The organism is Streptomyces sp. NPDC098101 (assembly GCF_044760185.1).
GTDB lineage: Bacteria > Actinomycetota > Actinomycetes > Streptomycetales > Streptomycetaceae > Streptomyces.
This window is the reverse complement of the sequence record NZ_JBIWAS010000001.1, coordinates 902,120-927,341: the sequence shown is the minus strand read 5'-3', so window position 1 is coordinate 927,341 and position 25,222 is coordinate 902,120. Positions and strand designations below refer to the sequence as shown.

Annotated in this window: 18 protein-coding genes; 15 read left to right on the top strand and 3 right to left on the bottom strand. The window is 73.8% G+C overall.

Going from position 1 to position 25,222, the window contains the following annotated elements; genetic code table 11:
* Nucleotides 1-9: 9 nt before the first annotated feature.
* On the bottom strand, nucleotides 10-492 hold the full coding sequence (locus tag ACIQVI_RS03800) for a DedA family protein (RefSeq protein WP_403590617.1): 483 nt from the start codon (nucleotides 490-492) through the stop codon (nucleotides 10-12).
* 392 nt (nucleotides 493-884) lie between these two features.
* Here ACIQVI_RS03800 and ACIQVI_RS03795 point away from each other — a divergent pair, with 392 nt between their 5' ends.
* The gene (locus ACIQVI_RS03795; protein ID WP_403590614.1) at nucleotides 885-2,063 is read left to right on the top strand and encodes a glutamate--cysteine ligase; all 1,179 of its coding nucleotides are present in this window, start codon (nucleotides 885-887) and stop codon (nucleotides 2,061-2,063) included.
* Nucleotides 2,064-2,117: 54 nt separating this feature from the next.
* Here the strand turns inward: ACIQVI_RS03795 and ACIQVI_RS03790 are convergent, their stop codons facing one another.
* Nucleotides 2,118-3,890 (bottom strand): ThuA domain-containing protein, encoded by a 1,773-nt coding sequence (locus tag ACIQVI_RS03790; RefSeq protein ID WP_403590611.1) that lies wholly within the window; start codon nucleotides 3,888-3,890, stop codon nucleotides 2,118-2,120.
* A 44-nt stretch (nucleotides 3,891-3,934) separates the two neighbouring features.
* Nucleotides 3,935-6,814 (bottom strand): PQQ-dependent sugar dehydrogenase, encoded by a 2,880-nt coding sequence (locus ACIQVI_RS03785; protein ID WP_403590608.1) that lies wholly within the window; start codon nucleotides 6,812-6,814, stop codon nucleotides 3,935-3,937.
* Nucleotides 6,815-7,613: 799 nt separating this feature from the next.
* On the opposite strand from ACIQVI_RS03785, the gene ACIQVI_RS03780 reads away from it, so the two are divergent.
* The 14 genes from ACIQVI_RS03780 (at nucleotide 7,614) to ACIQVI_RS03715 (ending at nucleotide 25,186) form a co-directional block, all read left to right on the top strand.
* Nucleotides 7,614-9,944 (top strand): ricin-type beta-trefoil lectin domain protein, encoded by a 2,331-nt coding sequence (locus ACIQVI_RS03780; RefSeq protein WP_403592244.1) that lies wholly within the window; start codon nucleotides 7,614-7,616, stop codon nucleotides 9,942-9,944.
* Between the two features lie 199 nt (nucleotides 9,945-10,143).
* Nucleotides 10,144-11,325 carry an ROK family protein gene (locus ACIQVI_RS03775; protein ID WP_403592241.1) on the top strand — a complete coding sequence of 394 codons (1,182 nt, stop codon included), beginning with the start codon at nucleotides 10,144-10,146 and terminating at the stop codon, nucleotides 11,323-11,325.
* A 411-nt stretch (nucleotides 11,326-11,736) separates the two neighbouring features.
* Complete coding sequence (locus ACIQVI_RS03770) at nucleotides 11,737-13,260, top strand: sugar ABC transporter ATP-binding protein (protein WP_403590605.1); 1,524 nt, start codon at nucleotides 11,737-11,739, stop codon at nucleotides 13,258-13,260.
* A complete protein-coding gene (locus ACIQVI_RS03765; protein WP_403590602.1) occupies nucleotides 13,257-14,288 on the top strand; it encodes an ABC transporter permease in 1,032 nt (343 codons plus the stop codon). The genes ACIQVI_RS03770 and ACIQVI_RS03765 overlap by 4 nt, the downstream gene beginning before the upstream one ends.
* Before the next feature lie 80 nt (nucleotides 14,289-14,368).
* Entirely contained in the window at nucleotides 14,369-15,406 is a 1,038-nt protein-coding gene (locus tag ACIQVI_RS03760; RefSeq protein WP_403590599.1) for a substrate-binding domain-containing protein, read from the top strand.
* A 134-nt stretch (nucleotides 15,407-15,540) separates the two neighbouring features.
* On the top strand, nucleotides 15,541-16,737 hold the full coding sequence (locus tag ACIQVI_RS03755) for a Gfo/Idh/MocA family protein (RefSeq protein WP_403590596.1): 1,197 nt from the start codon (nucleotides 15,541-15,543) through the stop codon (nucleotides 16,735-16,737).
* 12 nt (nucleotides 16,738-16,749) lie between these two features.
* Nucleotides 16,750-17,751, top strand: coding sequence for a sugar phosphate isomerase/epimerase family protein (locus ACIQVI_RS03750; protein WP_351973615.1), 1,002 nt, complete (start codon nucleotides 16,750-16,752; stop codon nucleotides 17,749-17,751).
* Nucleotides 17,752-17,919: 168 nt separating this feature from the next.
* On the top strand, nucleotides 17,920-19,077 hold the full coding sequence (locus ACIQVI_RS03745; protein WP_403590593.1) for an inositol-3-phosphate synthase: 1,158 nt from the start codon (nucleotides 17,920-17,922) through the stop codon (nucleotides 19,075-19,077).
* Nucleotides 19,074-20,174, top strand: coding sequence for an SCO3242 family prenyltransferase (locus ACIQVI_RS03740; protein ID WP_403590590.1), 1,101 nt, complete (start codon nucleotides 19,074-19,076; stop codon nucleotides 20,172-20,174). Before ACIQVI_RS03745 ends, ACIQVI_RS03740 begins: the two co-directional genes overlap by 4 nt.
* On the top strand, nucleotides 20,171-21,046 hold the full coding sequence (locus ACIQVI_RS03735; protein ID WP_403590587.1) for a sugar phosphate isomerase/epimerase family protein: 876 nt from the start codon (nucleotides 20,171-20,173) through the stop codon (nucleotides 21,044-21,046). The genes ACIQVI_RS03740 and ACIQVI_RS03735 overlap by 4 nt, the downstream gene beginning before the upstream one ends.
* Complete coding sequence (locus tag ACIQVI_RS03730) at nucleotides 21,043-21,675, top strand: EboA domain-containing protein (protein ID WP_403590584.1); 633 nt, start codon at nucleotides 21,043-21,045, stop codon at nucleotides 21,673-21,675. Before ACIQVI_RS03735 ends, ACIQVI_RS03730 begins: the two co-directional genes overlap by 4 nt.
* Before the next feature lie 14 nt (nucleotides 21,676-21,689).
* Nucleotides 21,690-22,538, top strand: a complete 849-nt coding sequence (locus ACIQVI_RS03725; RefSeq protein ID WP_351972028.1) for a TatD family hydrolase — start codon at nucleotides 21,690-21,692, stop codon at nucleotides 22,536-22,538.
* A gap of 12 nt (nucleotides 22,539-22,550) precedes the next feature.
* Nucleotides 22,551-23,723, top strand: coding sequence for a metabolite traffic protein EboE (gene eboE, locus ACIQVI_RS03720; protein ID WP_403590580.1), 1,173 nt, complete (start codon nucleotides 22,551-22,553; stop codon nucleotides 23,721-23,723).
* Nucleotides 23,720-25,186: a nucleotide pyrophosphatase/phosphodiesterase family protein gene (locus ACIQVI_RS03715; RefSeq protein WP_403590577.1), complete on the top strand. Its 1,467-nt coding sequence runs from the start codon at nucleotides 23,720-23,722 to the stop codon at nucleotides 25,184-25,186. Before eboE ends, ACIQVI_RS03715 begins: the two co-directional genes overlap by 4 nt.
* The last annotated feature ends 36 nt before the right edge of the window (nucleotides 25,187-25,222 follow it).

Below are 25,222 nucleotides of genomic sequence, written 5' to 3'. Positions count from 1 at the left end.
CCGGGCCGCTCAGGACTCCTCGGCCGCCGCGTCCCCGGGGGTCCTCGCGGTGCGGCGCCTGCGGTGGAGCACCACGCCGCCGGCCACGAGGAACAGGGCGGCGACCGCGGCGACCCCGAGGGCCGTCCGCTCGGCGAACAGCCTCCCCAGGACTTCGAGCGCCCCGACCCCGACGGTCGCGTAGAGCAGCGCCCAGGCCGCTCCCCCCACGAAGAGGGCGGGGAGGTAGCGCGGCAGGGGCATCCGCATACTGCCCGCGAGGAAGTTGGCGGCGGTCTGGAAACCGACGGTCAGGAAGGAGACGGCCACCACCGGCGCGCCCCACCGCTGGATCGCGCGTTCCGCGCGCAGGAACTTGGCCGAGGAGATCCGGCCGCCGAACCGGCTGCGCCGGGCACCGGCACCGGCGAGCCACCCGACGGCGAACGTCCCTCCGGCCCGGAGGAGGACGATGGCGTACAGGGCGGCGGCCGTGAGCGCGATCTTATCCACGGGGCTCCGTCCCGGACGCCGGGCCGGGGCGCCCGGCCTCCGTCACCCGTTCCGGAAGGCCCGCACCAGCGGGTCCGCGACGGGCGCACGCCCGGTCTCCGTCTCTCACCTGAGATCCGCCTATGCCCGTTCCGTCCTCTGCGTTCCCGCCATGACGGCCCGGGATCCGGGTCTGGCGCGAGCCGGGCCCGCCCGGCACAGCTCAGGTTAACCGAACGCTCGTGCGCCGGGTACACGGCCCGGTCGCCGGAGCGGGAGGACCCGCGATCGGCGGGCGGGCGGGGCGGGGGCATGGTTCGCGTCCGGCCGGGCAGCCGCACGGACACACCGGGCCGCCGCCACGCGGGCGGGGGCCCGCGCAGAGGATGACCAGTCGACCACAGGGAGTCGCCGTGACCGTTCGGATCGGGGTCGAGGAGGAGTTTCACGTGATCGACGCCGAAAGCGGAGAGCTCGTGCCACGGGCGGACTCCGTGCTCCGCAGGCTGGCCCGGCACGGTGACGTCTTCACCGGGGAGCTGTCCCAGTCCGTCGTGGAGTCCAACAGCGAGGTGCACTCCTCCCTCGACACCCTCTTCGCGGACCTGTCCGCGTCCCGGCGGCTGCTCGACGGGGCCGCCTCTGCCCAGGGTCTGGCGATCGCCGCGGCGGGCACCGCGCCGCTGGCCCGGCTCGGCACCGTCCCGCCGGGGTCCGACCCGCGCTACCGGCGCATGACCGGGGAGTACCGGCGGCTCGCGGACGAGCAGCTGATCTGCGGGGCCCACGTCCACGTGGACGTGCCCGACCGGGACACCGCCGTACGCGCGATGTGCGCCGTCGCCCCCTGGCTGCCGCCGCTGCTCGCGCTCTCGGCGAGCTCGCCGTACTGGCTGGGCGCCGACACCGGCTACGCGAGCTGGCGGACCATGGTCTGGCAGCGCTGGCCCACCTCCGGCCCGCCCGGGTGCTTCCCCGGCGCGGCGGAGTACGACCGGGCGGTGGACGGGCTGGTCGGCTCGGGGGTCATCAGCGATCCCGGGATGATCTACTACGACGTCCGTCCCTCGGCGCACCTGCGGACGCTGGAGCTGCGCGTCGGCGACGCCTCGCCGCGCGTCGAGACGGTGGTGCTGATCGCGGCGCTCTTCCGCGCCCTCGTGGTGGACGCGTGCGGGCGGATCGCCTCCACCAGCGACGCCGGGTGCGACGGCCGGCACGAGTGGCTGCGGGCCGCGACCTGGCGGGCGGCCCGGTCGGGCCTGGAGGGCGACCTGGTCGACCCCGTCACCCGGCTCGCCGCACCGGCCGCCGCGGTCGTGCACGGCATGGTCCGGCGGCTGCGGCCGACGCTGGAGGAGTACGGGGACTGGGACACCGTGCGGACCCTCGCGGAGGAGGCCCTGGCCCAGGGCAGCGCGGCGCACCGCCTGCGCCGGAGGGCGGCGGAGGAGGACCTCCTCGCGGGGGTGGACCTCGTCCTGGCGGAGACCCGGGGAGAGCACCGGGCGGTGCCGGAGGGCCGCGCCGGGCGGCGCCCCGCCGTACGCCCGGACCCTCGGTCGGGCCGTACGGCGGCGGGCGCCGCGTAGGCCGCCGTCCCGGTGGCGTGCGTCCCCCCGCACGCCACCGGGACGGGTGTCACGTCAGGGCAGGACCCACTTCTGGTTGGCGCCGGTGTGGCAGGTCCACAGGTGGACGGCCGTCCCGTCGTTCCACACGCCTCCCGAGGCGTCCAGGCACTTGCCCGACTGCGGGTTGCGGAGCGTGCCGTCGGCCTGGGGCGTCCACTTCTGCGCGCCCGTGCCGTTGCAGGTCCACAGCTGCACCTTCGTGCCGTCGGCCGAGCCGCCGCCCGACACGTCCAGGCACTTGCCGAGGACCTTCACCGTGCCGTCGCCGGGGAGCGTCCACTTCTGCGCGCCGGTGCCGTTGCAGGTCCACAGCTGGACCTTCGTGCCGTCGGCGGTCTGGGAGTTGTCGACGTCCAGGCACTTGCCGTTGACGCCCCTGACCTCGCCGGTGCGCGGTCCGGGCTGGCTTCCGCTCTGCTTGATCCGGATGTTGCGGAAGGAGACGTCGTCCCCGGCCCCGTGGTTCTGGAGGCCGATGTGTCCCTGGCGCAGGCTGCGGACCGGGTCGGTGTTGGTGAAGTCGTTGATCTTGCGGCCGTTGAGGAAGATCTCCAGGCGCTCGCCGGTGACGCGGAGTTCGTACGTGTTCCACTCGCCCGGCGGGTTGAGCGCGGCGTCGCGCGCGGCGATGTCGGCGGACCGGTAGCCGTAGACGGCGCCGGTGGTGCGGTCGGCCGCGTCGGTGGCGTCGATCTGGATCTCGTAGCCGTTGTTCACCGCGGTCCACGGGTCGTCGGAGGCCGGGAAGCCGATGAACACGCCGGAGTTGTCGTCCCCGGCGGCCTTCCAGTCGAGCTTCAGGGAGTAGTCGCCGACGAATTCCTTGCCCGCGTACCACAGCAGGCCCATGCCGCCCTGGGAGGTGAGGGTGCCGTCCGCGAGGGCGAACCCGCCCGGTCCGGCCTGGCGCCAGCCGGTGGTGGACGAGCCGTCGAACAGGGAGGTGTAGCCGGTCTCCGGGCGGCAGTCGGCCTCGGTCATGCCGGCGGCCCAGCGGATGCCGCCCAGCAGGTGGCGGCGGAAGGCGGGTTCGGCGTACGACTCGTCGGTGTGGCCGCCTCCGGTGTAGAAGGCCCGGCCGCCCTCGTAGCCCTTGCACCAGGCGATCGGGTGGTCGCCGGACATGTTCCCGCCCGAGTAGCTGGACTCGTCCAGTGCGGCGAGGACGCGGGCGGTGGCGCGCGGGTTGGTGCGGTAGTTGTACCACTCGTCGGTGCGCTGCCAGGTGCCGCCCAGGTGGGCGGTGGCGTCATGTGCCCGGTCCTCCACCTTGACGGTGGCGGACTGGACGGCCGGGTGCGAGTGGAAGAGGGCTCCGGCGAGTCCTTCGTAGAAGGGCCAGTCGTATTCGGTGTCGGCGGCGGCGTGGATGCCGACGTATCCGCCGCCGCCCCGGACGTACTGCTCGAACGCGGTCTGCTGGCCGGCGTTCAGCACGTCGCCTGTGGTCGACAGGAAGACGACGGCCTTGTACTGGCCGAGGTTGCCGGTCGTGAAGGCCTGGGCGTCCTCGGTGGCGTCGACGGTGAAGTTGTTCGCCGTGCCGAGGCCGCGCAGTGCCTCGATGCCGTCGTCGATCGAGGAGTGCCGGAAGCCGGCCGTCTTGGAGAAGACGAGGACCTTGTAGGCCGGGTCCGCCGCGGCGCGCGCCTCGGCGGCGGCGCCGGTCGTGACGGCCGGGACGGCGGAGTGGCCCGGGGGCGCGGCCTGGGCCGCGGCCTGGGGGGTCAGGCAGAGCGCGGCGCCGGCCAGCAGGCCGAGAACCGCTTTCAGGGGGGTGCGCATGGAACGGTCGCCTCCTTCGTCTGTGGGGCTACGGAGCAGCGGGGCTACGGCAGGGTCCACTTCTGGTTGGTTCCGGTGTGGCAGGTCCACAGGTGGACCGCCGTCCCGTCGTTCCACACGCCTCCCGAGGCGTCCAGGCACTTGCCCGACTGCGGGTTGCGCACGGTGCCGTCGGCCTGGGGCGTCCAGTTCTGGGCGCCCGTGCCGTTGCAGGTCCACAGCTGGACCTTCGTGCCGTCGGCCGAGCCGCCGCCCGACACGTCCAGGCACTTGCCGAGGGCCCTCAGCGTGCCGTCGCCGGGGAGCGTCCAGTTCTGGGCGGTGCTGCCGTTGCAGGTCCAGAGCTGGATCTTCGTGCCGTCGGCGGTGCCGGCGTTGTCGACGTCCAGGCACTTGGCGTTCACGCCCTTCACCGGGCCCGAGCGGGCCGCGCCGGAGGTCGTGAGGGAGAACTCGTCCACGTCGAACAGCGATCCGGCGCCGCCCTTGAAGACGAGGTACAGGGTGGTGGACCCGGCCGGACGGCCGGTGAGCGCGGTGCTCACGTCCCGGAAGGTCTCCCAGCCGCCGGTGACGGGCACGGCGACCGTGCCGAGCACGGTGCCGGTCGGGGAGCCCGCGCGCACCTCGATGGTGCCGCCCGCGCCGCCCGAGGAGATCCGGGCCGTGAACCGGTCCGCGTTCGCCAGGGCGTAGGGCCGGAAGGCGATCCAGTCGCCGTTGTCGATGTAGCCGACGGTCCTGCCGCCGTGCGCGGGTGCGTGGGTGGTGATCTGGACTCCCGAGGCCTCGCCGTAGTGCTCGGCCTGGCGGTGGCTGGGCTGGGTGACGTGCTGGTCGTGGGTGGTCAGCGCGGGCTGGCCGTTCGCGCCCTTGTCGGTGTACTCGGCGTCGACGACGCCGAAGATGTTGGCGTTGGGGTCGTGCTCCCCGTCGGCCAGGGTCCGCAGGGTGCCCGTGCAGCCGGTGGCCGAGGTCTGCGGGTGTCCGTGGCTGTCGTGCCCGACGATGAAGGTGACCTTCACCCTGGAGCAGTCGATCGTGCCGTCCTCGGGGTCGGTCACCGTCACCTTGAAGGGGATCGCCGCGCCGAAGTCGTAGACGCTCCCGTCGGCGGGCAGGTCGAGGCGGACCGTGGGCGCCGTGTTCCCGACGGTGATCCGCACCGAGGCGGTCGCCGACTTCCCGGTGCTGTCGGTGACCTTGAGGGTGGCCGTGTACTGGCCGTCGGCGGTGTACGTGTGGGAGGGGTTGGCGGCGGTGGAGGTGGAGCCGTCGCCGAAGGTCCAGGCGTACGTCAGGGCGTCGCCGTCGGGGTCGGAGCTGCCCGCCGAGGAGAACGGGACGGCCAGCGGCGCCCGGCCGGAGGTGACGTCCGCCCGGGCCTGGGCGACCGGGGCGCGGCCGCCCGTGACGTGCTCGATCCGGTAGAGGGCGGAGTTCGCGTCGCCGTTGAAGTACCCGGTGCCGTAGTCGAGGACGTAGAGGGCGCCGTCGGGCCCGAAGGCCATGTCCATCACCTGGGTGCCGCTCCAGGGGAAGGGGTTGATCGACTGCACGGTGCCGTCTCCGGCGGCCTCGATCCGCTTGATCCACCGGCGGCCGAACTCGCCGGCGAAGAAGTCGCCGTCGTACTCCTGGGGGAACTTCACCTCGGAGGTCGAGGCGGCGTCGTAGCGGTAGACGGGTCCGCCCATGGGCGACTCGGAGCCGCCGCCGAACTCGGGGACGGAGGAGCCGTTGTACGGGATCCAGGCGGGCTGGGCGGGCGGCAGGTCGGTGAGGCCGGTGTTGCGCGGGGAGGTGTTCTTGGGGGCGGCGCAGGTGAACGCGGCGCCCGAGGCGCCGGTGGCGAAGTCGTAGTCCGTGTAGGGGCTGTTGTTGCCCGTGCAGTACGGCCAGCCGAAGTTGCCGGCCTTGGTGATCCGGTTGAACTCGACCTGGCCCTCCGGTCCCCGGGCGGGGTTCGCGGTGCCGGAGTCGGGGCCGTAGTCGCCGAGGTAGACGGTGCCGGTGGCCTTGTCGACGCTCATCCGGAAGGGGTTGCGGAAGCCCATCGCGTAGATCTCGGGGCGGGTCTTCGCGGTGCCGGGCGGGAAGAGGTTGCCGGTGGGGATCGTGTACGTGCCGTCGGCGTTCACCTTGATCCGCAGGACCTTGCCGCGCAGGTCGTTGGTGTTGCCGGACGAACGCTGGGCGTCGTAGGCGGGGTTGCGGTTCGCCCGCTCGTCGATCGGGGTGAAGCCGTCCGAGGCGAAGGGGTTGCTGTCGTCGCCGGTGGACAGGTAGAGGTTGCCGGCCGCGTCGAAGTCGATGTCGCCGCCGACGTGGCAGCACAGGCCGCGGGAGGCGGGCACGTCCAGGATCTTCTTCTCGCTGGCGGGGTCCAGGGTGCCGTCGGTCCTCAGGACGAACCGGGACAGCCGGTTGACCCCGTCGTACGGGGCGAAGTCGGCGGCCGTGCCGTCGGCGGGGGCGTCTCCGCCGGGGGTGGTGAGCTTGGGCGCGTAGTAGAGGTAGACGTACCGGTTGGACGAGAAGCCGGGGTCCGCCGCGACGCCCTGGAGTCCCTCCTCGTCGTGGCTGTACACCTCCACCTTGCCCGCCACGGTGGTGGTGCCCGCGGCGTCGGTCAACCGGAGGGTGCCGTCGCGCGAGGTGTGCAGGACCGAGCGGTCCGGGAGCACGGCCAGGGTCATGGGCTCGCCCGTCTCGGCCACGCCCTTGGCGAGCGTGACCTGCTGGAACTCGGGGGCGGCCGCGACCGTGGCCTCGGCCGTGGTCCCGGTCCCGGCCGTGGTCCCGGCGTCGTGGTTCCGGTGCGCGGGCGCGGAGTTGGCCGGGGACACCGGCAGGAGAAGGCCGAGGGCGCAGGCCACGGCGGTCAGCAAGAAGCGGGCGCGTCCGCGCCCGGGCGTTCTCATGCGCACAGAGGTCTCCCGACAGGGGTGGGGGTGGGGGTGGTGGCAGCCTCAGCGTGCTGCCGAGGGACTACGGGCGTGCGCCGTCACGCCGTAGGGACCGGCCCGCAGCTCATGACCGGTTCATTTCAAGGAAGTTAGCGGGCTTTGTCGAAGTCCGTAACCCGCTGCGCGCGAGTTTCCGGCACTTTTTCCCTGCACGGGACAAAGTCCTCGTCACCGGGGAGCGGGAGCCGGTGGCCGTGGCCGTCCGGCCGGGGAGAGGCGCCCGTTCGACCTGAGGAAGGGGCGGCGATCACGTCCGCCCGCCCGGCGAAAGGGGCGGTGATCGTGCCCGTCCGTCCGGCGAAAGGGGCGGTGATCGCACCCGTCCGTCCGGCGAAAAGGGCGGTGATCACCGCAGCCCGGTCACTTTATGCGGGTCGAGGACAAAGTATGGACGGTGTCGGGAGAAGTCCCTACTGTGTCCGACGCGACGGTGCGGTCCCGTTCGAATCCGCCCGCAGCGCCTCCGAGTCCGGGGCGACGGCGCGTCCCGGCAGCGATGGATCCCCCACTTGCCCGATCGAGCCCTTCGCGTCCCGAAGGGCCGTCAGGAGGTCACGTGCATCCACGGCTGTACTCCCCACGATCGGCCGGCCGCCTGGCCGGAACGCTCCTCGCCTCGTTACTGACCGCCGCCCTGTCGGTCTCCCCGGCCTCTCCGGCCTCCCCGACCGCTCCCCCCTCCCCCACCTCACCGGCCGCACCGGACACGCGGGCCCCCGCGGACGATCCCTACGGCGCGAACAGGCCCGCCCGCGTGAAGGGCTCGGCCGTGCCGGCCGGTTCCACGCTCAAGGGCCGGTCCGCCGCCGAACTCCCGCCGCAGACGCCCGGGGTGACGCTCCGCGTCTTCGACGTACAGGTCCCGCTGAACAACCTCTGCGTGCTGAAGCCGGGGCAGACCCCCAACATCGACAAGCTGATGCCGGTGGTCGACTGGTCCACGCCGGCCGACTTCGGCCTGGAGACCCACTTCGTCACCCATGTCGTCGGCAACATCGTCGTCCCGCAGACGGGGAGCTACACCCTCCGCCTCGCCAGCGACGACGGCTCCCGCCTCCTGATCGACGACCAAGTGGTGATCAACCACGACGGCCTGCACGGTCCCGATCCCAAGGACGCGACCGTGAACCTGACGGCGGGCTCCCACGCGCTGCGCATCGAGCACTTCGAGCGCGACGGCGGCCAGCAGATCACGCTGTCCTGGAAGCCGCCGGGCGCCGCCGGGTTCGGTGTCGTACCGAACTCGGCCCTGAGCACGGACGCCGACGTCGTCCGCGTGACCGCACCGGGCCGCAAGGAGTGCGAGGGCATCGCGGACACGCCGGGCGACGGCCTGCCGCTCACCGGCGTGCACCCGAACTACACCCTCACCGACCTCCGCCCCAAGGGCTTCGAGCCGCAGGTCTCCGCGATGGACTGGCTGCCGGACGGCCGGCTGGCCGTGACCACCTGGGGCGGCAGCAACAACACCACGGGCGAGGTCTACCTGCTCGGCAATGTTACGGGGAACACCGGCCCCGACAAGGTGACGGTGAAGAAGGTGGCCTCGGGCCTGAAGGAGCCGATGGGCATCAAACACGTCGACGGCAAGCTCTACGTCTCCCAGAAGCACGAGCTGACCGAGCTGAACGACACCAACGGCGACGAGGTCACCGACCAGTACCGGCGGGTCGCGACCTGGCCCTTCGGCGGCAACTTCCACGAGTTCGCCTTCGGGCTCCTGTACAAGGACGGGTTCTTCTACCTGAACCTGTCGGTCTCCATCAACTACGGCGGGGCAACCACGAACCCGCAGCCGGCGCCGAACCGCGGGACCACCGTCAAGGTGAACCGGCAGACCGGCGAGATCGCGTACGTGGCCGGCGGCCTGCGCACCCCGAACGGCATCGGCTGGGGCCCCGAGGGCGGCATCTTCGTCACCGACAACCAGGGCGGCTGGCTGCCCTCGTCGAAGCTGGTGCACATCAAGCAGGACCGTTTCTTCAACCACTACATGAACCCGGCCGGCCCCTTCGACTCCCGGCCGGTGACCAAACCGGTGCTCTGGCTCCCGCAGAACGAGATAGCCAACTCCCCCAGCACCCCGCTCCAGCTGACCGACGGACCGTTCGCCGGGCAGATGCTGTTCGGAGACGTGACGTACGGCGGTGTGCAGCGCGGCTTCCTGGAGAAGGTCGGCGGCGAGTACCAGGGCGCGGTCTTCCGCCTCACCCAGGGCCTGGAGGCGGGCGTGACCCGGATCAGCGTCGGCCCCGACGGGGCGCTGTACGCGGGCGGGCTCGGCGCGGGCGGCAACTGGGGCCAGGAGGGCAAGCTCGCCTTCGGCCTGCAGAAGCTGTCCCCGAACGGCGCCAACGCCTTCGACATCCGCGCCATGCGGGCCGTACCGGGCGGCTTCGCCCTGGAGTACACCCAGCCGCTGTCGACGCAGACGGCCACCGATCTGGCCAAGCGCTACACGATCAAGCAGTGGCGTTACGCGCCGACCGCCGACTACGGCGGCCCGAAGATCGGCGAGGAGACGCTCACCGCGCAGTCGGCCACCCTCTCCGCCGACCGGAAGACGGTCACCCTGGCCATCCCTGGCCTCAAGGCCGACCGGGTGGTGCACGTCCGCTCGCCGCGCCCCTTCAGCTCGGCCACCGGGGAGACCCTGTGGAGCACCGAGGCCTGGTACACCCTCAACCGGCTGGCCGGCGGGGTGCCCACGGGAGAGATCCGAGGGCTCGGCAACAAGTGCCTGGACGTCGACAACTCCCAGACCGCGGACGGCACGAAGATCCAGACGTGGGGCTGCAACGACACCGGGGCCCAGCGGTGGACGGTGTCCGGGGACGGCGCACTGAAGGTGCTCGGCAAGTGCCTGGACGTCTCCAACGGCGGTTCGGCGGACGGCACGAAGGTCCAGCTGTGGACCTGCAACGGATCGGGCGCCCAGACCTGGCAGGCCCAGGCCGACGGCAGTCTGCGCAATCCGCAGTCCGCCAAGTGCCTGGACGTCGCGGGCGGGGCCACGACGGACGGGACGAAGGTCCAGCTGTGGACCTGCAACGGGACGAGCGCCCAGAAGTGGGCCCTTCCCTAGGGACCCTTCCCTGAGGTGACAACGGGGTGCGTGCGGGCCGTACGCCATGGCGTACGGCCCGCACGCACCCTCTCTTTGTCCTGCGGGTGGGAAAAGTCGAAGTGGAACTGTGCGCAAGTTCTTCCCCTTCCGGTGGAGCACTGCTACGTTCCCCTCGAAAGCGAAGCGAGAACGAGGAGAGGAGGGGGACATGAGGCGCATGACGGCCCGGCCCGCGAACGCGCATCAGGCCCGCCTGCTCCGGCTGCTGCGCGACGGCGGCCCCAACTCGCGTGCCCAGCTCGGCGATCAGGTCGACCTCTCCCGCTCCAAGCTCGCGGTCGAGGTGGACCGGCTCCTGGAGACGGGCCTCGTCGTCGCGGACGGACTCGCCGCCTCCCGGGGCGGACGCCGCTCGCACAACATCCGGCTCGCTCCCGAACTCCGCTTCCTGGGCGTCGACATCGGCGCGACGTCGATCGACGTCGCGGTGACCAACGCCGAACTGGAGGTCCTGGGACACCTCAACCACTCCATGGACGTGCGCGAGGGCCCCGTCGCGGTCTTCGAGCAGGTCCTGTCGATGGTCGCCAAGCTCAAGGCGTCGGGCCTGACGGACGGGCTCGACGGCGCGGGCATCGGCGTGCCGGGCCCCGTCCGCTTCCCCGAGGGCGTCCCGGTGGCACCGCCGATCATGCCCGGATGGGACGGGTTCCCCGTCCGGGAGGCGCTCAGCCAGGACCTGGGATGCCCCGTGATGGTCGACAACGACGCCAACCTGATGGCCATGGGAGAGCAGCACGCGGGCGTCGCCCGGTCCGTGGGCGACTTCCTGTACGTCAAGATCGGCACCGGCATCGGCTGTGGGATCGTCGTCGGCGGAGAGGTCCACCGCGGTACGACGGGAAGCGCCGGCGACATCGGGCACATCCAGGTCGATCCGGAGGGCCGGGCCTGCGGGTGCGGCAACCGGGGATGCCTGGAGGCCCACTTCGGCGGCGCCGCGCTCGCCCGCGACGCCGAGGACGCGGCGCGCGAGGGACGTTCGGTCGCCCTGGCCGCCCGGCTCGAGGCCGCCGGCGCGCTGACGGCGGCGGACGTCTCCGCGGCCGCCGCGGCGGGGGACGCCGCGGCCCTGGATCTGATCCGGGCGGGCGGTGACCGGGTCGGCCAGGTCATCGCCGGTCTGGTGAGCTTCTTCAACCCGGGGATGGTCGTGATCGGGGGCGGGGTGACGGGACTCGGGCACACGCTCCTCGCGAGCGTGCGGACCCAGGTGTACCGGCGCTCCCTCCCGCTCGCGACCAGGAACCTGCCCATCGTCCTGGGCGAGCTCGGCTCGACCGCCGGCGTGACCGGCGCGGCCCGGCTCATCAGCGACCACCTGTTCTCGCCGGCCTGATCCGGACCGGCGGGCACCGCGAGGTGCCGAGCACGACGGCACCGCGAGGTGTCCGGCACACCGGCGCCGTGAGGCGCCGAGTACGACGGCGCCACGAGGTGCCGAGCACCTGAGCACCGCCCGGTGCCGCCCGGGCACCCCCGTACGACCCGCCGCACGCGCGTCCCGTACCGCTCCGTACCACCCGCACGCCCCGCACCGTTCGTAGCACCCGTACGCCCCGCACTACTCGTACGCCCGCACCTCTCGTACCACCCGTACGCCCGCACCCGTTCGTACTCCTCGTACGCCCCGCGCCACCCGTACGCCCCCCATCGCCGCGGCCCCGTAGCGCCGTCGGAACATCCGGTCACGCCCCCGCCCTCGCGTCCGCCCTGCCCGCTCACGGCCCGCAACAGCCGAGGAATCGTCATGGCACCAGAACCGCCCCTGCTCACCATGTCCGGCATCACCAAGTCGTTCCCAGGAGTCCGCGCCCTCGACGGCGTGGACCTGGAGGTCCGGGCCGGAGAGGTCCACTGCGTCCTCGGCCAGAACGGCGCCGGCAAGTCCACCCTGATCAAGGTCCTCGCCGGCGCCCACCAGCCGGACGGCGGCACGATCACCTGGTGCGGACGCGACGTGACGCCGGGCTCCCCGATCGCGGCCATGCGCCTCGGCATCGCCACCATCTACCAGGAACTCGACCTGGTCGAAGGGCTGTCCGTCGCCGAGAACGTCTTCCTCGGCCACGAGCCCACCTCCGCGGGTTTCGTCGTCCGCGCGCGGACCGCCCGCGCCGCCACCGCGCGCCTCCTGGCACGCCTCGGCCACGGCGAGATCGACCCCGCGCGCCGGGCCGGCGAACTCTCCGCCGCCCAGCGGCAGATCGTCTCCATGGCCCGCGCCCTCTCGCACGACGTGCGCCTCATCGTCATGGACGAGCCGTCCGCCGCCCTCGACCCGGAAGAGGTCGACAACCTGTTCCGGACCGTCGGCGACCTGACCGCCGACGGGGTCGCCGTCGTCTACATCTCCCACCGGCTCGAGGAGATCCGCCGGATCGGGGACCGGGTCACCGTCATCAAGGACGGCCGGACCGTCGCGGGCGGACTGCCCGCGAAGACCACCTCGACCGACGAGGTCGTCACGCTGATGACCGGCCGCAGCGTCGAGTACGTCTTCCCCGAGCGGCCCGCGCCGACGGCGGCCGCCCCGGCCGAACCCGTCCTGCGCGTCGAAGGCCTGTGCCGGGAGGGGGAGTTCACCTCGCTCGACCTGGAGCTGCGCCCCGGCGAGATCGTCGGTCTCGCCGGGCTCGTCGGATCGGGGCGCTCCGAGATCCTGGAGACGGTCTACGGCGCGCGCAGGCCGACCGGCGGGCGCGTCCTCGTCGACGGGGTCCCCCTGCGGCCCGGCAGCGTCCGCGCGGCCGTCCGCGCCGGGATCGGCCTCGCCCCCGAGGAGCGCAAGGCGCAGGGCCTGCTGCCGATGGAGTCCGTCACCCGCAACGTCTCCGTCTCCTCCCTCGGCCGCTTCTCGCGCGGCGGCTGGCTCGACCGGCGGCGGGAGCGGGAGGACGCCCGGCGGGCGACCCGCGAGCTGTCCCTGCGGCCCGACGACCCCGACGCCCGGATCCGGACCCTGTCCGGCGGCAACCAGCAGAAGGCGGTGCTCGCCCGCTGGCTCCTGCGCGGCTGCAAGGTGCTGCTCCTCGACGAACCGACCCGCGGGGTCGACGTCGGCGCCCGCGCCGAGCTGTACGCGGTCGTCCGGCGGCTCGCCGACGAGGGCCTCGCGGTCCTCCTCGTGTCCAGCGAGGTGCCCGAGGTGCTGGGGCTCGCCGACCGCGTGCTCGTGCTGCGCGAGGGGACCGTCGTCCACACCGCCGACGCCCGGGAACTCGACGAGCACCGCGTGCTCGACCTCGTGATGGAAGGAAGCCCGACGGCATGACACAGTCGACCACTCCGGCGGGGCAGGACGCGCCGGTCACCCCCTTCGCTCCCCCGCCGGGCGGGAAGACCGCGGCGCGCCGGCCCCTGGGCCTCCGCCCGGACGTCCGCAACCTGTCCCTGCTCGGCGTCCTGGCCGCCCTGCTGGTCGTCGGGGGCGTCACCAGGCCCGACGAGTTCCTGGCCGCGAGCAACCTCCAACTCGTCCTGACCCAGGCGTCGGTCATCGGCGTCGTCACCGTCGGCATGACCTTCGTCATCACCAGCGGCGGCATCGACCTGTCGGTCGGGGCCATCGTGGCGCTGGCGTCCGTCTGGGCCACCACGGTGGCGACCCAGGAGTACGGTTTCGCCGGCATCCTCTTCACGGCGGTGGTCGTCGGCCTGGGCTGCGGCCTCGTGAACGGCCTCCTCGTCGCGTACGGCGGGATGGTCCCCTTCATCGCGACCCTCGCGATGTTCGCCTCCGCGCGCGGCCTCGCCCTCCAGATCACCGAGGGCAGGACCCAGATCGTCACCGTCGAATCCGTCCTGGACCTGGGCCTCCCCGACGCCTACGTCCTCGGGATCCCGCCGCTCGTCCTCGTCTTCGCCGCCGTCACCGTCGTGGGCTGGCTCCTCTTCAACCGCACCACGTTCGGCCGGCGGACGGTGGCCGTGGGCGGCAACGCGGAGGCCGCCCGGCTCGCCGGCATCGACGTGCGCCGCCAGCGCCTCCAGCTCTACCTGCTCTCCGGGCTGTGCTGCGGCATCGCCGCCTTCCTGCTGATCGTGCTCGCCGGCTCCGGCCAGAACACCAACGGCAACCTGTACGAGCTCGACGCCATCGCCGCCGCGATCATCGGCGGCACCCTCCTCAGCGGCGGCCGGGGCACCATCGTCGGCTCCGTCCTCGGTGTCCTCGTCTTCACCACGATCACCAACATCTTCGCCCTGAACAACCTGGAGAGCGCCGTCCAGCAGATCGCCAAGGGCGCGATCATCGTCGCCGCCGTCCTCGTGCAGCACCGCGCCGCCCGCGACGCCTGACGCCCCGACACCTCCCCCTCTTCTCCTCTTCTCTCCTCTCCCCTCCCCTCCCCGACATCCGCTCGAAGGGATCCACCGCCATGCCGGAAACCAGCCGCAGACACCTCCTCCTCGGCGGCGCCGCCGTCTCCGCCGGGGCCCTCCTCACCGCCTGCACCAGCAACGAGCCCAAGAACGCGACGCCCGCCGGGAGCGCCGCGCCCGCCGCCGACGACAGGCCCGGCACCCCCGTCACCATCGGGTTCGCCGGCCCGCAGGCCGACCACGGCTGGCTCAACGCCATCAACGAGAACGCGAAGCGGCGCGCGGCGAAGTACTCCGACGTCACCCTGGAGATCACCGAGGGCTCCAACGACACCGCCGCCCAGATCGGCCAGGTCCAGACCCTCATCAACAAGAAGGTCGACGTCCTGGTCGTCCTACCGGCCGACGGCAAGGCCCTCACCCAGGTCGGCCTCCAGGCCATGAAGGCGGGCATCCCCGTCGTCAACCTCGACCGGATCTTCGCCTCCCCGCAGGCCTACCGCTGCTGGATCGGCGGCGACAACTACGGCATGGGCCTCAACGCCGGCCGCTTCATCGGCGAGCGGCTCAAGGACAAGCCGAACGCCACCGTCGTCGAACTCGCCGGCATGGACAGCCTGGAGCTCACCAAGCAGCGCACCCAGGGCTTCGACGACGCCCTGAAGAACTATCCGAACATCCGCAAGGTCGCCCGCCAGGCCGCCGACTTCACCGTCGAGTCCGGGCAGGCCAAGATGGCCCAACTCCTCCAGGCCCAGCAGAAGTTCGACGCCCTGTGGAACCACGACGACGACCAGGGCGTGGGCGCGCTGCGCGCCATCGCCCAGGCCGGCCGCAAGGACTTCCTGATGGTCGGCGGCGCCGGGGCCAAGTCCGCCATGGACGCCATCAAGGCCGACTCCGGTGTCCTCAAGGCCACCGTCCTCTACCCGCCGACCATGGCCGCCTCCGCGATCGACCTCGCCCGCGCCCTCGGCCAGAAGAAGGGGATCGGCGGCATGTCCGAGCTGGAGATCCCCGCCTCGATCACCCTCTACTCCGCCGTCGTCACCAAGGACAACGTCGACGACTACCTGCCCACCGGCTTCAACTGACCGGCGCGAGCGCCGTCCGGCGGACCACCGGCGGTCCGCCGGCCCTCCGGCCCCGTCCGGGCGGGGCCCGCTTCCGGCGCGCCACGGAACCGACGTCTCCACCGGCCGTGGCCGGTGCCTGCGAGAGGACACCAATGGAACAGAGGGACAGCGAGAGGGTCCCGCCGACGCTCGGCATCGGCCTGATCGGTTACGCGTTCATGGGCGCGGCCCACTCCCAGGGCTGGCGCACGGTCGGCCGTGCCTTCGACCTGCCGCTGCGGCCGGTGCTCGCCGCGGTGGCCGGCCGGGACGCCGGCGCCGTCCGGGCCGCCGCCCGCCAGCACGGCTGGGCCGCCGCCGAGACCGACTGGCGCGCCCTGATCGCCCGCGACGACGTCCACCTCGTCGACGTCTGCACCCCGGGCGACAGCCACGCGGAGATCGCCGTCGCCGCCCTGGAGGCCGGGAAGCACGTGCTGTGCGAGAAGCCGCTCGCGAACTCGGTGGCCGAGGCCGAGGCGATGGCGGCCGCCGCCGCGCGGGCCGGGGAGCGCGGCCAGGTGGCCATGGTCGGCTTCAACTACCGCCGGGTGCCGGCCCTGGCGCACGCCCGCCGGCTCGTCGCGGAGGGCCGGCTCGGCGCGCTGCGGCACGTGCGCCTCAGCTATCTCCAGGACTGGCTCGTCGACCCCGACTTCCCGCTGACCTGGCGCCTGGAGCGCGAGCACGCCGGGTCGGGGGCCCTCGGCGACCTGGGGGCGCACATCGTGGACCTCGCCCAGTACCTGGCGGGAGAGCCGCTGGTCGGGGTGTCGGCGCAGCTGGAGACGTTCGTCCGGGAGCGGCCCCTCCTCGTCGGGATGTCGGCCGGACCGCACGCGTCCGGTGGCGCGGGGCACGGTCCCGTCACGGTCGACGACGCGGCCGTCTTCACCGGGCGGCTCGCCTCCGGGGCGCTCGCGACGTTCGAGGCGAGCCGGATGGCGCCCGGCCGCAAGAACGCGCTGCGCCTGGAGATCAACGGCGAGCGGGGCTCCCTCGCCTTCGACCTGGAGCGGCTCAACGAGCTGTCCTTCCACGACCACACCGAGCCCGCCGTCACGGCCGGCTTCCGCCGCATCCTCGTCACCGAGCCCGGCCACCCCTATCTGGAGGGCTGGTGGCCGCCCGGCCACACGCTCGGCTACGAGCACACCTTCGCCCACCAGGCCCGCGACCTGGTGACGGCCATCGCCACGGGGACGGCTCCCGCGCCGTCGTTCGCGGACGGCCTCCAGGTCCAGCGGGTGCTGGCCGCCGTGGAGGAGAGCGCGGCGAAGAACGCCGTGTACACCCCCGTATCCCGCTAGGAGGACCGGACCGTGCCACGACCCTTCACGCTCTTCACCGGCCAGTGGGCCGACCTGCCCCTGGAGGAGGTCTGCCGGCTCGCCCGCGACTTCGGTTACGACGGCCTCGAACTTGCCTGCTGGGGCGACCACTTCGAGGTGGACAGGGCCCTCGCCGACCCGGCGTACGTCAAGGGCAGGCGGGAACTGCTCGACGCGTACGGCCTGAAGTGCTGGGCGGTCTCCAACCACCTGGTGGGGCAGGCCGTCTGCGACGACCCGATCGACGAGCGCCACCGGGCGATCGTGCCCGGCCGGATCTGGGGCGACGGCGACGCCGAGGGGGTGCGGCGGCGGGCGGCCCGCGAGCTGGCGGACACCGCGCGGGCCGCGGCGGCGCTCGGCGTCGACACCGTCGTCGGCTTCACCGGCTCCTCCATCTGGCACCTGGTCGCGATGTTCCCGCCGGTCCCCGAGCGGATGGTGGAGCGCGGCTTCGAGGACTTCGCTGAGCGCTGGAACCCGATCCTCGACGTCTTCGACGCCGAGGGCGTGCGCTTCGCCCACGAGGTGCACCCCAGCGAGATCGCCTACGACTACTGGACCACCCAGCGGGCCCTGGAGGCGATCGGCCGGCGCCCCGCCTTCGGCCTGAACTTCGACCCGAGCCACTTCGTGTGGCAGGACCTCGACCCGGTCGGCTTCCTGTGGGACTTCCGCGACCGGATCTACCACGTGGACTGCAAGGAGGCCCGCAAGCGGCTCGACGGCCGCAACGGGCGCCTCGGCTCCCACCTTCCCTGGGGCGATCCCCGGCGCGGCTGGGACTTCGTCTCCGCCGGGCACGGCGACGTGCCCTGGGAGGACGTCTTCCGGATGCTCCGCTCGATCGGCTACGCCGGGCCCGTCTCCGTGGAGTGGGAGGACGCGGGCATGGACCGGCTCACGGGCGCCCCCGAGGCCCTCTCCTTCCTCAAGCGGTACGACTTCGACCCCCCGGCCGCCTCCTTCGACGCGGCCTTCTCCGGCCCGTGAACCGCGAGCGCCGGGAGCCGGAGGGCGGGCCCGCACGGAGGGGCCGTCCATGAGCCGGCGGCGGGCGGGGAGGCGTCGTACCCCCCGCCCGCCGTCTTCCCCACGCACGACGAGACCCGTACAGAGACCGATGACGAGACCCGGATCCACACGGCAGGGAGGCGGACAGTGCAGCCAGTGCAGCACGGGAACGCGACGGGGAGACCGGTCCACGACCGGCGGACACGCACCGGGGTCTGGTTCGCGGGGGCGCGCGGATCGGTGGCGACCACCGCCGTCGCCGGGTGCGCGGCCGTCGCCGCGGGACTGTACCCACCGACCGGCATGGTCACCGAGACGCCGCCGTTCGCGGGGGCGGGGCTGCCCCCGCTGGGCTCGCTCGTCTTCGGCGGTCACGACACCGCCGACTGTCCCCTGCCGAAACGCGCCGAGGACCTCACCGGGGCCGGTGTGCTGCCCGCCGGTCTCGCCCGGGCCGTCCACGCCGAACTGGCCTCGGCCGACGGGGAGATACGGCCGGGCGGACCGCTCCCCGGGGACACCCGCACCGACGAGGAGCTGATCACCGGCTTCGCCGGCGACCTGGCCGCCTTCCGTGCGCGGCACGCGCTGGCGCGGGTCGTCGTCGTCAACGTCTCCTCCACCGAGCCGCTGCCGGAGCCGGACGCCACGCGTCTGCCGCCCAGCTCCCTGTACGCCGCCGCCGCGCTGCGCGCCGGCTGTCCGTACGTCAACTTCACGCCCTCGACCGGGCTGCGGGCCCCCGCTCTCGCGGCCGCCGCCGAAGCGAGCGGCCTCCCGCACGCGGGCCGTGACGGCAAGACGGGCCAGACGCTCCTGCGGTCCGTCCTCGCCCCGATGTTCGTCCAGCGGGCGCTGACCGTACGGGCGTGGTCCGGGAGCAACCTGCTGGGCGGCGGGGACGGGGCGGCCCTGGCCGACCCGGCGGCGGCCGCCGCCAAGAACGCCGGGAAGGAACGCGTCCTCGCCGAGACGCTCGGTGCGGGCGTCGAGGGCGAGGTCCACATCGACGACGTCCCCGCGCTCGGCGAGTGGAAGACCGCCTGGGACCACATCGCCTTCGACGGCTTCCTCGGCTCCCGGACGATCCTCCAGACGATCTGGCAGGGCTGCGACTCGGCCCTCGCCGCCCCTCTGGTCCTGGACCTGGCGCGGCTCGTCGCCCGGGCGCACGAGGCGGGCCTCACCGGGCCCCGCCCCGAGCTCGGCTTCTACTTCAAGGACCCCGACGGCGGCCCGGCCGGGCTGTCCGAACAGTTCGGCGCGCTCCTCTCCTTCGCCGACCGACTCCGGGAGGCCGGATGACCCGCTCCCCGTCCCTCCCCGCCGGGGAGAGGCTGAGGGCCTGGAGCGAGCTCCTGCGCGTCTCGGCCCTGCTCAGCGTCCCGGGCGACGCCCTCGCGGGGGCCGCCGCCGTGGGCGCGCGGCCCGGCAGGGGCACCGCCTGGGCTCTCGGCTCCTCGCTGTGCCTCTACGAGGCGGGCATGGCGCTCAACGACTGGGCGGACCGGCACGAGGACGCCGCCGAGCGCCCCCACCGCCCCGTCCCCTCCGGCCGGGTGAGCCCCGGGGCGGCCCTGGGCGCGGCCGGGGTGCTCACCGCCGCCGGACTCGCCCTCGCGGCCCGCGCCGGACGTCCCCCGCTGGCGGTCGCCACGGCCCTGGCCGCGACGGTCTGGGCATACGACCTCCGCCTCAAGCACACGGCCGCCGGCCCGGCCGCCATGGCCACGGCCCGCGGCCTGGACCTCCTCCTCGGCGCCACGGCGACGGTGTCGGCGACCGGGAGGGGGACGGGGGGCTCCTCCCGCCCCACCCGCCGTACGGCCGACGGGACCGGGGGTGCCTCTCGCCGTACGGTCGCCCCACCGCTCGCCGCCTCGCCCCTCGCCGCCCTCCCCTCGGCCGCGGTGCTCGCGGCGCACACCTACGCCGTCACCGCCGTGTCCCGGCACGAGGTCCAGGGCGGTTCCACGGTCGCGCCCCTGGGCGCGCTCGCCGCCGCCACGGTCCTCGGCGCCCTCACCGCCTCGCGCCGCCCGGACCCGTACCACCAGGGACCGCACCACCACGGTCCGCACCACCCGGATCCGGCCCACCCGGCCCCGTACCGCCCCGGCGCGGGAAGGCGGCCACCGGGCGCGTCTCGCCGTTCCACGGTGCGGCGCGTCACCCCGCTCCTCGCCGCCGTCTACGTCCGCACCGCCGCCCGTCCCCTCCTCCACGCGGCCCTGAACCCGTCCCCGCTCCTCACCGGGCGGGCCGTCGGCGGCGGCATCCGGGCGATGATCCCCCTGCAGGCCGCCCTCATGTCCCGCTCCGGAGCGACCGCCGGGGGGCTCGCCCTGCTGGGCCTCGTCCCCCTGACCCGCCGTCTCGCACGAAAGGTCAGCCCCACGTGAACGGACCCCCCACGACCCCCCTCCGCTACGGCTACGGGACCAACGGACTGGCCGACCTCCGGCTCGACGACGCCCTGGCCCTCCTCGCCGACCTCGGCTACGACGGCGTCGGCCTCACCCTCGACCACATGCACCTCGACCCCCTCGTCCCCGACCTGGCCGCCCGCACCGCGCGCGTGGCGCACCGGCTGGGCGAGCTCGGCCTCTCCGTGACCGTCGAGACCGGCGCCCGCTACGTCCTGGACCCCCGGCGCAAACACGGCCCCTCGCTCCTCGACCCCGACCCGGACGACCGCGCCGTCCGCGTCGGGCTGCTCGTCACGGCGGTGCGGGCCGCCGCGGACCTCGGTGCCCACGCCGTGCACTGCTTCAGCGGCACCGCCCCGCCCGGCACCGACCCGGACACCGCGTGGAAACGCCTCGCGGAAGCGCTCGGGCCGGTCGTCGAGGCCGCCGGCACCGCGGGCGTCCCCCTCGCGATCGAGCCCGAGCCGGGCCACCTCCTGGCCACGCTGGACGACTTCCACCGGCTGCGCGCCGCCCTGGGGGACCCCGCGCCCCTCGGTCTCACCCTCGACATCGGGCACTGCCAGTGCCTGGAGCCGCTGCCGCCCGCCGACTGCGTCCGCGCCGCCGCGCCCTGGCTGCGCCACGTCCAGATCGAGGACATGAGGCGCGGCGTCCACGAGCACCTGCCGTTCGGCGACGGCGAGATCGACTTCCCGCCGGTGCTCGACGCCCTGGCCTCCACCGGGTACCGGGGACTCACCGTGGTCGAACTGCCGCGCCACTCCCACGCGGGCCCCGAACTCGCCCGCGCCTCCCTCGCCTTCCTCCGCTCCCTGACCCCGGAAGGAGGCCCGGCCACGTGACCGCCGTCCCCTCCCCCGGCGCCCCGGCCGTCTCGCGCGCCGCCCTCGACGCGCGACTCACCGACACGGCCCGCGCGTGGCTGGCCGACGCCCTGGCGGAAGCCGCCCGTACGGACCCGGCCGGGGTCCCGGACGCCGTCCCCGCCTGGGAGCTGCGCTTCGCCGCCGCCGGACGCCACTGCGGGCACGAGCACGCCGACGCCGTCCGCGTCCTCCTCCTCACCGAGGCCCGCCCCGGCCAGGAGGCCCTCGACCGCCTCTACCAGCGGGGCAGCGCCGCCGAACGCCGCGCCGTGCTCCACGCCCTGCCCCACCTCGTGGACGGCCCCGAGGCGCTGCCGCTCGTCGCCGACGCGCTGCGCACCCACGACACCCGGCTCGTCGCCGCGGCCGTCGGCCCCTACGCGGCCGCCCACCTCGACCAGCACTCCTGGCGGCACGCCGTCCTGAAGTGCCTCTTCGTCCACGTCCCCGTCGACGCGGTCGCGGGGCTGCGGCGCCGTGCCCGCGGCGACGCCACGCTCGCCCTCATGCTCACCGACCACGCCGCCGAGCGCACCGCCGCCGGCCGCGACGTCCCCCACGACCTGGAGCGCGTGCTCGCCCTGACGGTCCAGGCGCGTCCGTAGCCCGAGGAGTCCCGATGCGCATCTTCGACCCCCACGTCCACATGACCTCCCGCACCACCGACGACTACGAGGCCATGTACGCCGCCGGTGTCCGCGCCCTGGTCGAGCCGTCCTTCTGGCTCGGCCAGCCGCGCACCTCCCCGGCCAGTTTCCTCGACTACTTCGACGCCCTCCTGGGGTGGGAGCCCTATCGGGCCGCCCAGTACGGCATCGCCCACCACTGCGCCCTGGCGCTCAACCCCAAGGAGGCCAACGACCCCCGCTGCGCCCCCGTCCTGGACGTCCTGCCCCGCTACCTCGTCAAGGACTCCGTCGTCGCCGTCGGCGAGATCGGCTACGACTCCATGACGCCCGCCGAGGACACCGCCCTGGCCGCGCAGCTCCAGCTCGCCGCCGACCACGGCCTGCCGGCGCTGGTCCACACGCCCCACCGGGACAAGCTCGCCGGGCTGCGCCGCACGGTCGACGTGGTCCGCGAGTCCGCCCTCCCTCCCGAGCGGGTCCTCCTCGACCACCTCAACGAGACGACGGTCCGGGAGGCCGCGGAGAGCGGCTGCTGGCTCGGTTTCTCCGTCTATCCGGACACCAAGATGGACGAGGACCGGACGGTCGCGGTCCTGAAGGAGCACGGCACCGAGAGGGTCCTGGTCAACTCGGCGGCGGACTGGGGCAAGAGCGATCCGCTGAAGACCCGCCGGGTCGGCGAGGCGATGCTCGCCGCCGGGTTCGACGAGGACGACGTCGACCGGGTGCTGTGGCGCAACCCGGTCGCCTTCTACGGGCTCAGCGGCCGCCTCCGGCTCGACGTCCCGCCGCCGAAGGGGCTGCACGAGGGCAACTCCGTTCTCCGCGGCGGGGAATGAGGAGGTACGGCGATGCGCTTCCGACACCCCGACGGGTCCGTCGTCCACCTGTCGTACTGCACCAACGTCCACCCGGCCGAGACCCTCGACGGCGTCCTCGCGCAGCTCCGCGATCACTGCGAGCCCGTCCGCCGGCGGCTGGGGCGCGACCGGCTCGGCATCGGCCTGTGGCTGGCGAGGGCGGCGTCCCGCTCCCTGACGGACGACCCGGCGGCGCTGCGCGCCCTGCGGGCCGAGCTGGACCGCCGGGGCCTGGAGGTCGTCACCCTCAACGGCTTCCCGTACGAGGGCTTCGGCCTGGACGAGGTCAAGTACCGGGTGTACCGGCCGGACTGGACCGAGCCCGAGCGCCTGGCGTACACGACCGATCTGGCCCGTCTCCTCGCCGCCCTGCTGCCCGCCGACGTCACCGAGGGGACGATCTCCACGCTGCCGCTCGCGTGGCGCCGGGGGTTCGGCCCGTCCGGACGGACGGCCGCGCGGGACGCCCTGGCCGTCCTCGCCGAACGCCTCGACGTGTTGGAGGAGTTGACGGGCAAGTCGATCCGGGTGGCCCTCGAACCCGAACCCGGCTGCGCCGTGGAGACCACCGCCGACGCCATCGGCCCCCTCACGGCGGTCGGCGCGCCGCACCGCGTCGGCGTCTGCGTGGACACCTGCCACCTGGCCACCTCCTTCGAGGACCCGGCCGGCGCGCTGTCCGCCCTGGACGCGGCGGGCGTCACCGTCCCCAAGGCCCAGCTGTCCGCCGCCCTGCACGCCGAGCACCCGCACCTGCCCGCCGTGCGCGAGGCGCTGGCGGCCTTCGCCGAGCCCCGGTTCCTCCACCAGACCCGTACCGTCGCCGACGGCGGGCTGCGCGGCACCGACGACCTCGGCGAGGCCCTCGCGGGAGGCTCCCTCCCCCGTACGGGTCCCTGGCGCTCCCACTTCCATGTCCCCCTGCACGCGCGGCCCGCGCCGCCGCTGGCCTCCACGCTCCCGGTGGTCGCGGACGCCCTGGCCCTCCTGGTGGGCGGCCCCGTCCCCCGGACGCGCCACCTGGAGGTCGAGACCTACACCTGGCAGGCGCTCCCGCCCGAACTGCGGCCCCTCACCCGGGCCCGGCTCGCGGACGGCATCGCCGCCGAACTCTCCCTGGCACGCGACCTCCTGACCGACCTCGGCCTCAAGGAACTGCCATGACCGACACGACCGACGCCGCCCCCTCCCCCGCACCCGCATCCGCCCCCGCTACCGTCCCCCCGCGCCCCACCCCGCTCCTCGTCCTGGACGTCGTCGGCCTCACCCCCCGGCTCCTGGAGCACATGCCGAACCTGAGGGCGCTCGCCGCCGCCGGTTCCCGGGCGCCGCTCGCGACCGTCCTGCCGGCCGTCACCTGCGCCGCCCAGACCACCTTCCTGACCGGCACCCTCCCGTCGGAGCACGGCGTCGTCGGCAACGGCTGGTACTTCCGGGACCTCGGCGACGTCCTGCTGTGGCGCCAGCACAACGGCCTGGTCTCCGGCGACCGGCTCTGGGACGCCGCCCGCCGCGCCCACCCCGGCTACACCGTCGCCAACATCTGCTGGTGGTACGCCATGGGCGCGGACACCGACGTCACCGTCACCCCCCGCCCGGTCTACTACGCGGACGGCCGCAAGGAACCCGACTGCTACACCCGTCCGCCCGCCCTCCACGACGAACTCACCGAGAGGTTCGGCACCTTCCCGCTCTTCCACTTCTGGGGCCCGGGGGCCGACATCGTCTCCAGCCGGTGGATCGCCGAGGCCACCCGGCACGTCATGCGCACCCGCGATCCCGACCTCACCCTCTGCTACCTCCCGCACCTGGACTACGACCTCCAGCGCTACGGCCCCGACGACCCGCGCTCCCACCGGGCCGCCGCCGAGCTCGACGCCGTCGTCGGCCCGCTCCTGGCGGACGCCCGGGCCGGGGGCCGCACGGTCGTGGCCCTCTCCGAGTACGGCATCACCCGGGTGGAGCGGCCCGTCGACATCAACCGCGCGCTGCGCCGGGCCGGCCTGCTGGAGGTGCACGTCCAGGACGGCATGGAGTACCTGGACCCCATGACGTCCCGGGCCTTCGCGGTGGCCGACCACCAGGTCGCCCACGTCTACGTCCGGCGTCCCGCCGACCTCCCGGCGGTCCGGGAGGCGCTCGCGGACCTGCCGGGGCTCGCGCGGCTCCTCGACGACGAGGGCAAGAAGGAGCACGGGCTCGACCATCCGCGCTCGGGGGAGCTGGTCGCCCTCGCCGAACCCGACGCCTGGTTCACGTACTACTACTGGCTCGACGACGCCCGCGCGCCCGACTTCGCCCAGCTGGTCGAGATCCACCGCAAGCCCGGCTACGACCCCGCCGAACTCCTCATGGACCCGGCCGACCCGTACGTGCGGATCAGGGCGGCCAGGGAGATCGCCCGGAAGAAGCTCGGGATGCGCTACCGGCTCGCGGTCGTCCCCCTCGACCCCTCCCCCCTCCGCGGCAGCCACGGCCTCCTCCCCACGATCGAGGACGAGGGCCCGCTCCTCCTGTGCTCCCTCCCGGGCGCCGTGGACGGCCGCGTCGAGGCCACGGACGTGAAGGCCCTGCTCCTGCGCCTGGCGGGGCTGGAGACGGGCGCGGTCACTCCGCCCTCGCCCTGAGCCGGGGCGGCCCGCCGCTTTCGTACGGCCCGCCGG

Bases quoted from the DNA above. Each gene is read 5' to 3' on its own strand.
- ACIQVI_RS03790 (WP_403590611.1), bottom strand. From the start codon at position 3,890: ATGCGCACCCCCCTGAAAGCGGTTCTCGGCCTGCTGGCCGGCGCCGCG.
- ACIQVI_RS03785 (WP_403590608.1), bottom strand. From the start codon at position 6,814: ATGAGAACGCCCGGGCGCGGACGCGCCCGCTTCTTGCTGACCGCCGTG.
- ACIQVI_RS03775 (WP_403592241.1), top strand. From the start codon at position 10,144: ATGACGGCCCGGCCCGCGAACGCGCATCAGGCCCGCCTGCTCCGGCTG.
- ACIQVI_RS03770 (WP_403590605.1), top strand. From the start codon at position 11,737: ATGGCACCAGAACCGCCCCTGCTCACCATGTCCGGCATCACCAAGTCG.
- ACIQVI_RS03765 (WP_403590602.1), top strand. From the start codon at position 13,257: ATGACACAGTCGACCACTCCGGCGGGGCAGGACGCGCCGGTCACCCCC.
- ACIQVI_RS03760 (WP_403590599.1), top strand. From the start codon at position 14,369: ATGCCGGAAACCAGCCGCAGACACCTCCTCCTCGGCGGCGCCGCCGTC.
- ACIQVI_RS03755 (WP_403590596.1), top strand. From the start codon at position 15,541: ATGGAACAGAGGGACAGCGAGAGGGTCCCGCCGACGCTCGGCATCGGC.
- ACIQVI_RS03740 (WP_403590590.1), top strand. From the start codon at position 19,074: ATGACCCGCTCCCCGTCCCTCCCCGCCGGGGAGAGGCTGAGGGCCTGG.
- ACIQVI_RS03725 (WP_351972028.1), top strand. From the start codon at position 21,690: ATGCGCATCTTCGACCCCCACGTCCACATGACCTCCCGCACCACCGAC.
- eboE (WP_403590580.1), top strand. From the start codon at position 22,551: ATGCGCTTCCGACACCCCGACGGGTCCGTCGTCCACCTGTCGTACTGC.
- ACIQVI_RS03715 (WP_403590577.1), top strand. From the start codon at position 23,720: ATGACCGACACGACCGACGCCGCCCCCTCCCCCGCACCCGCATCCGCC.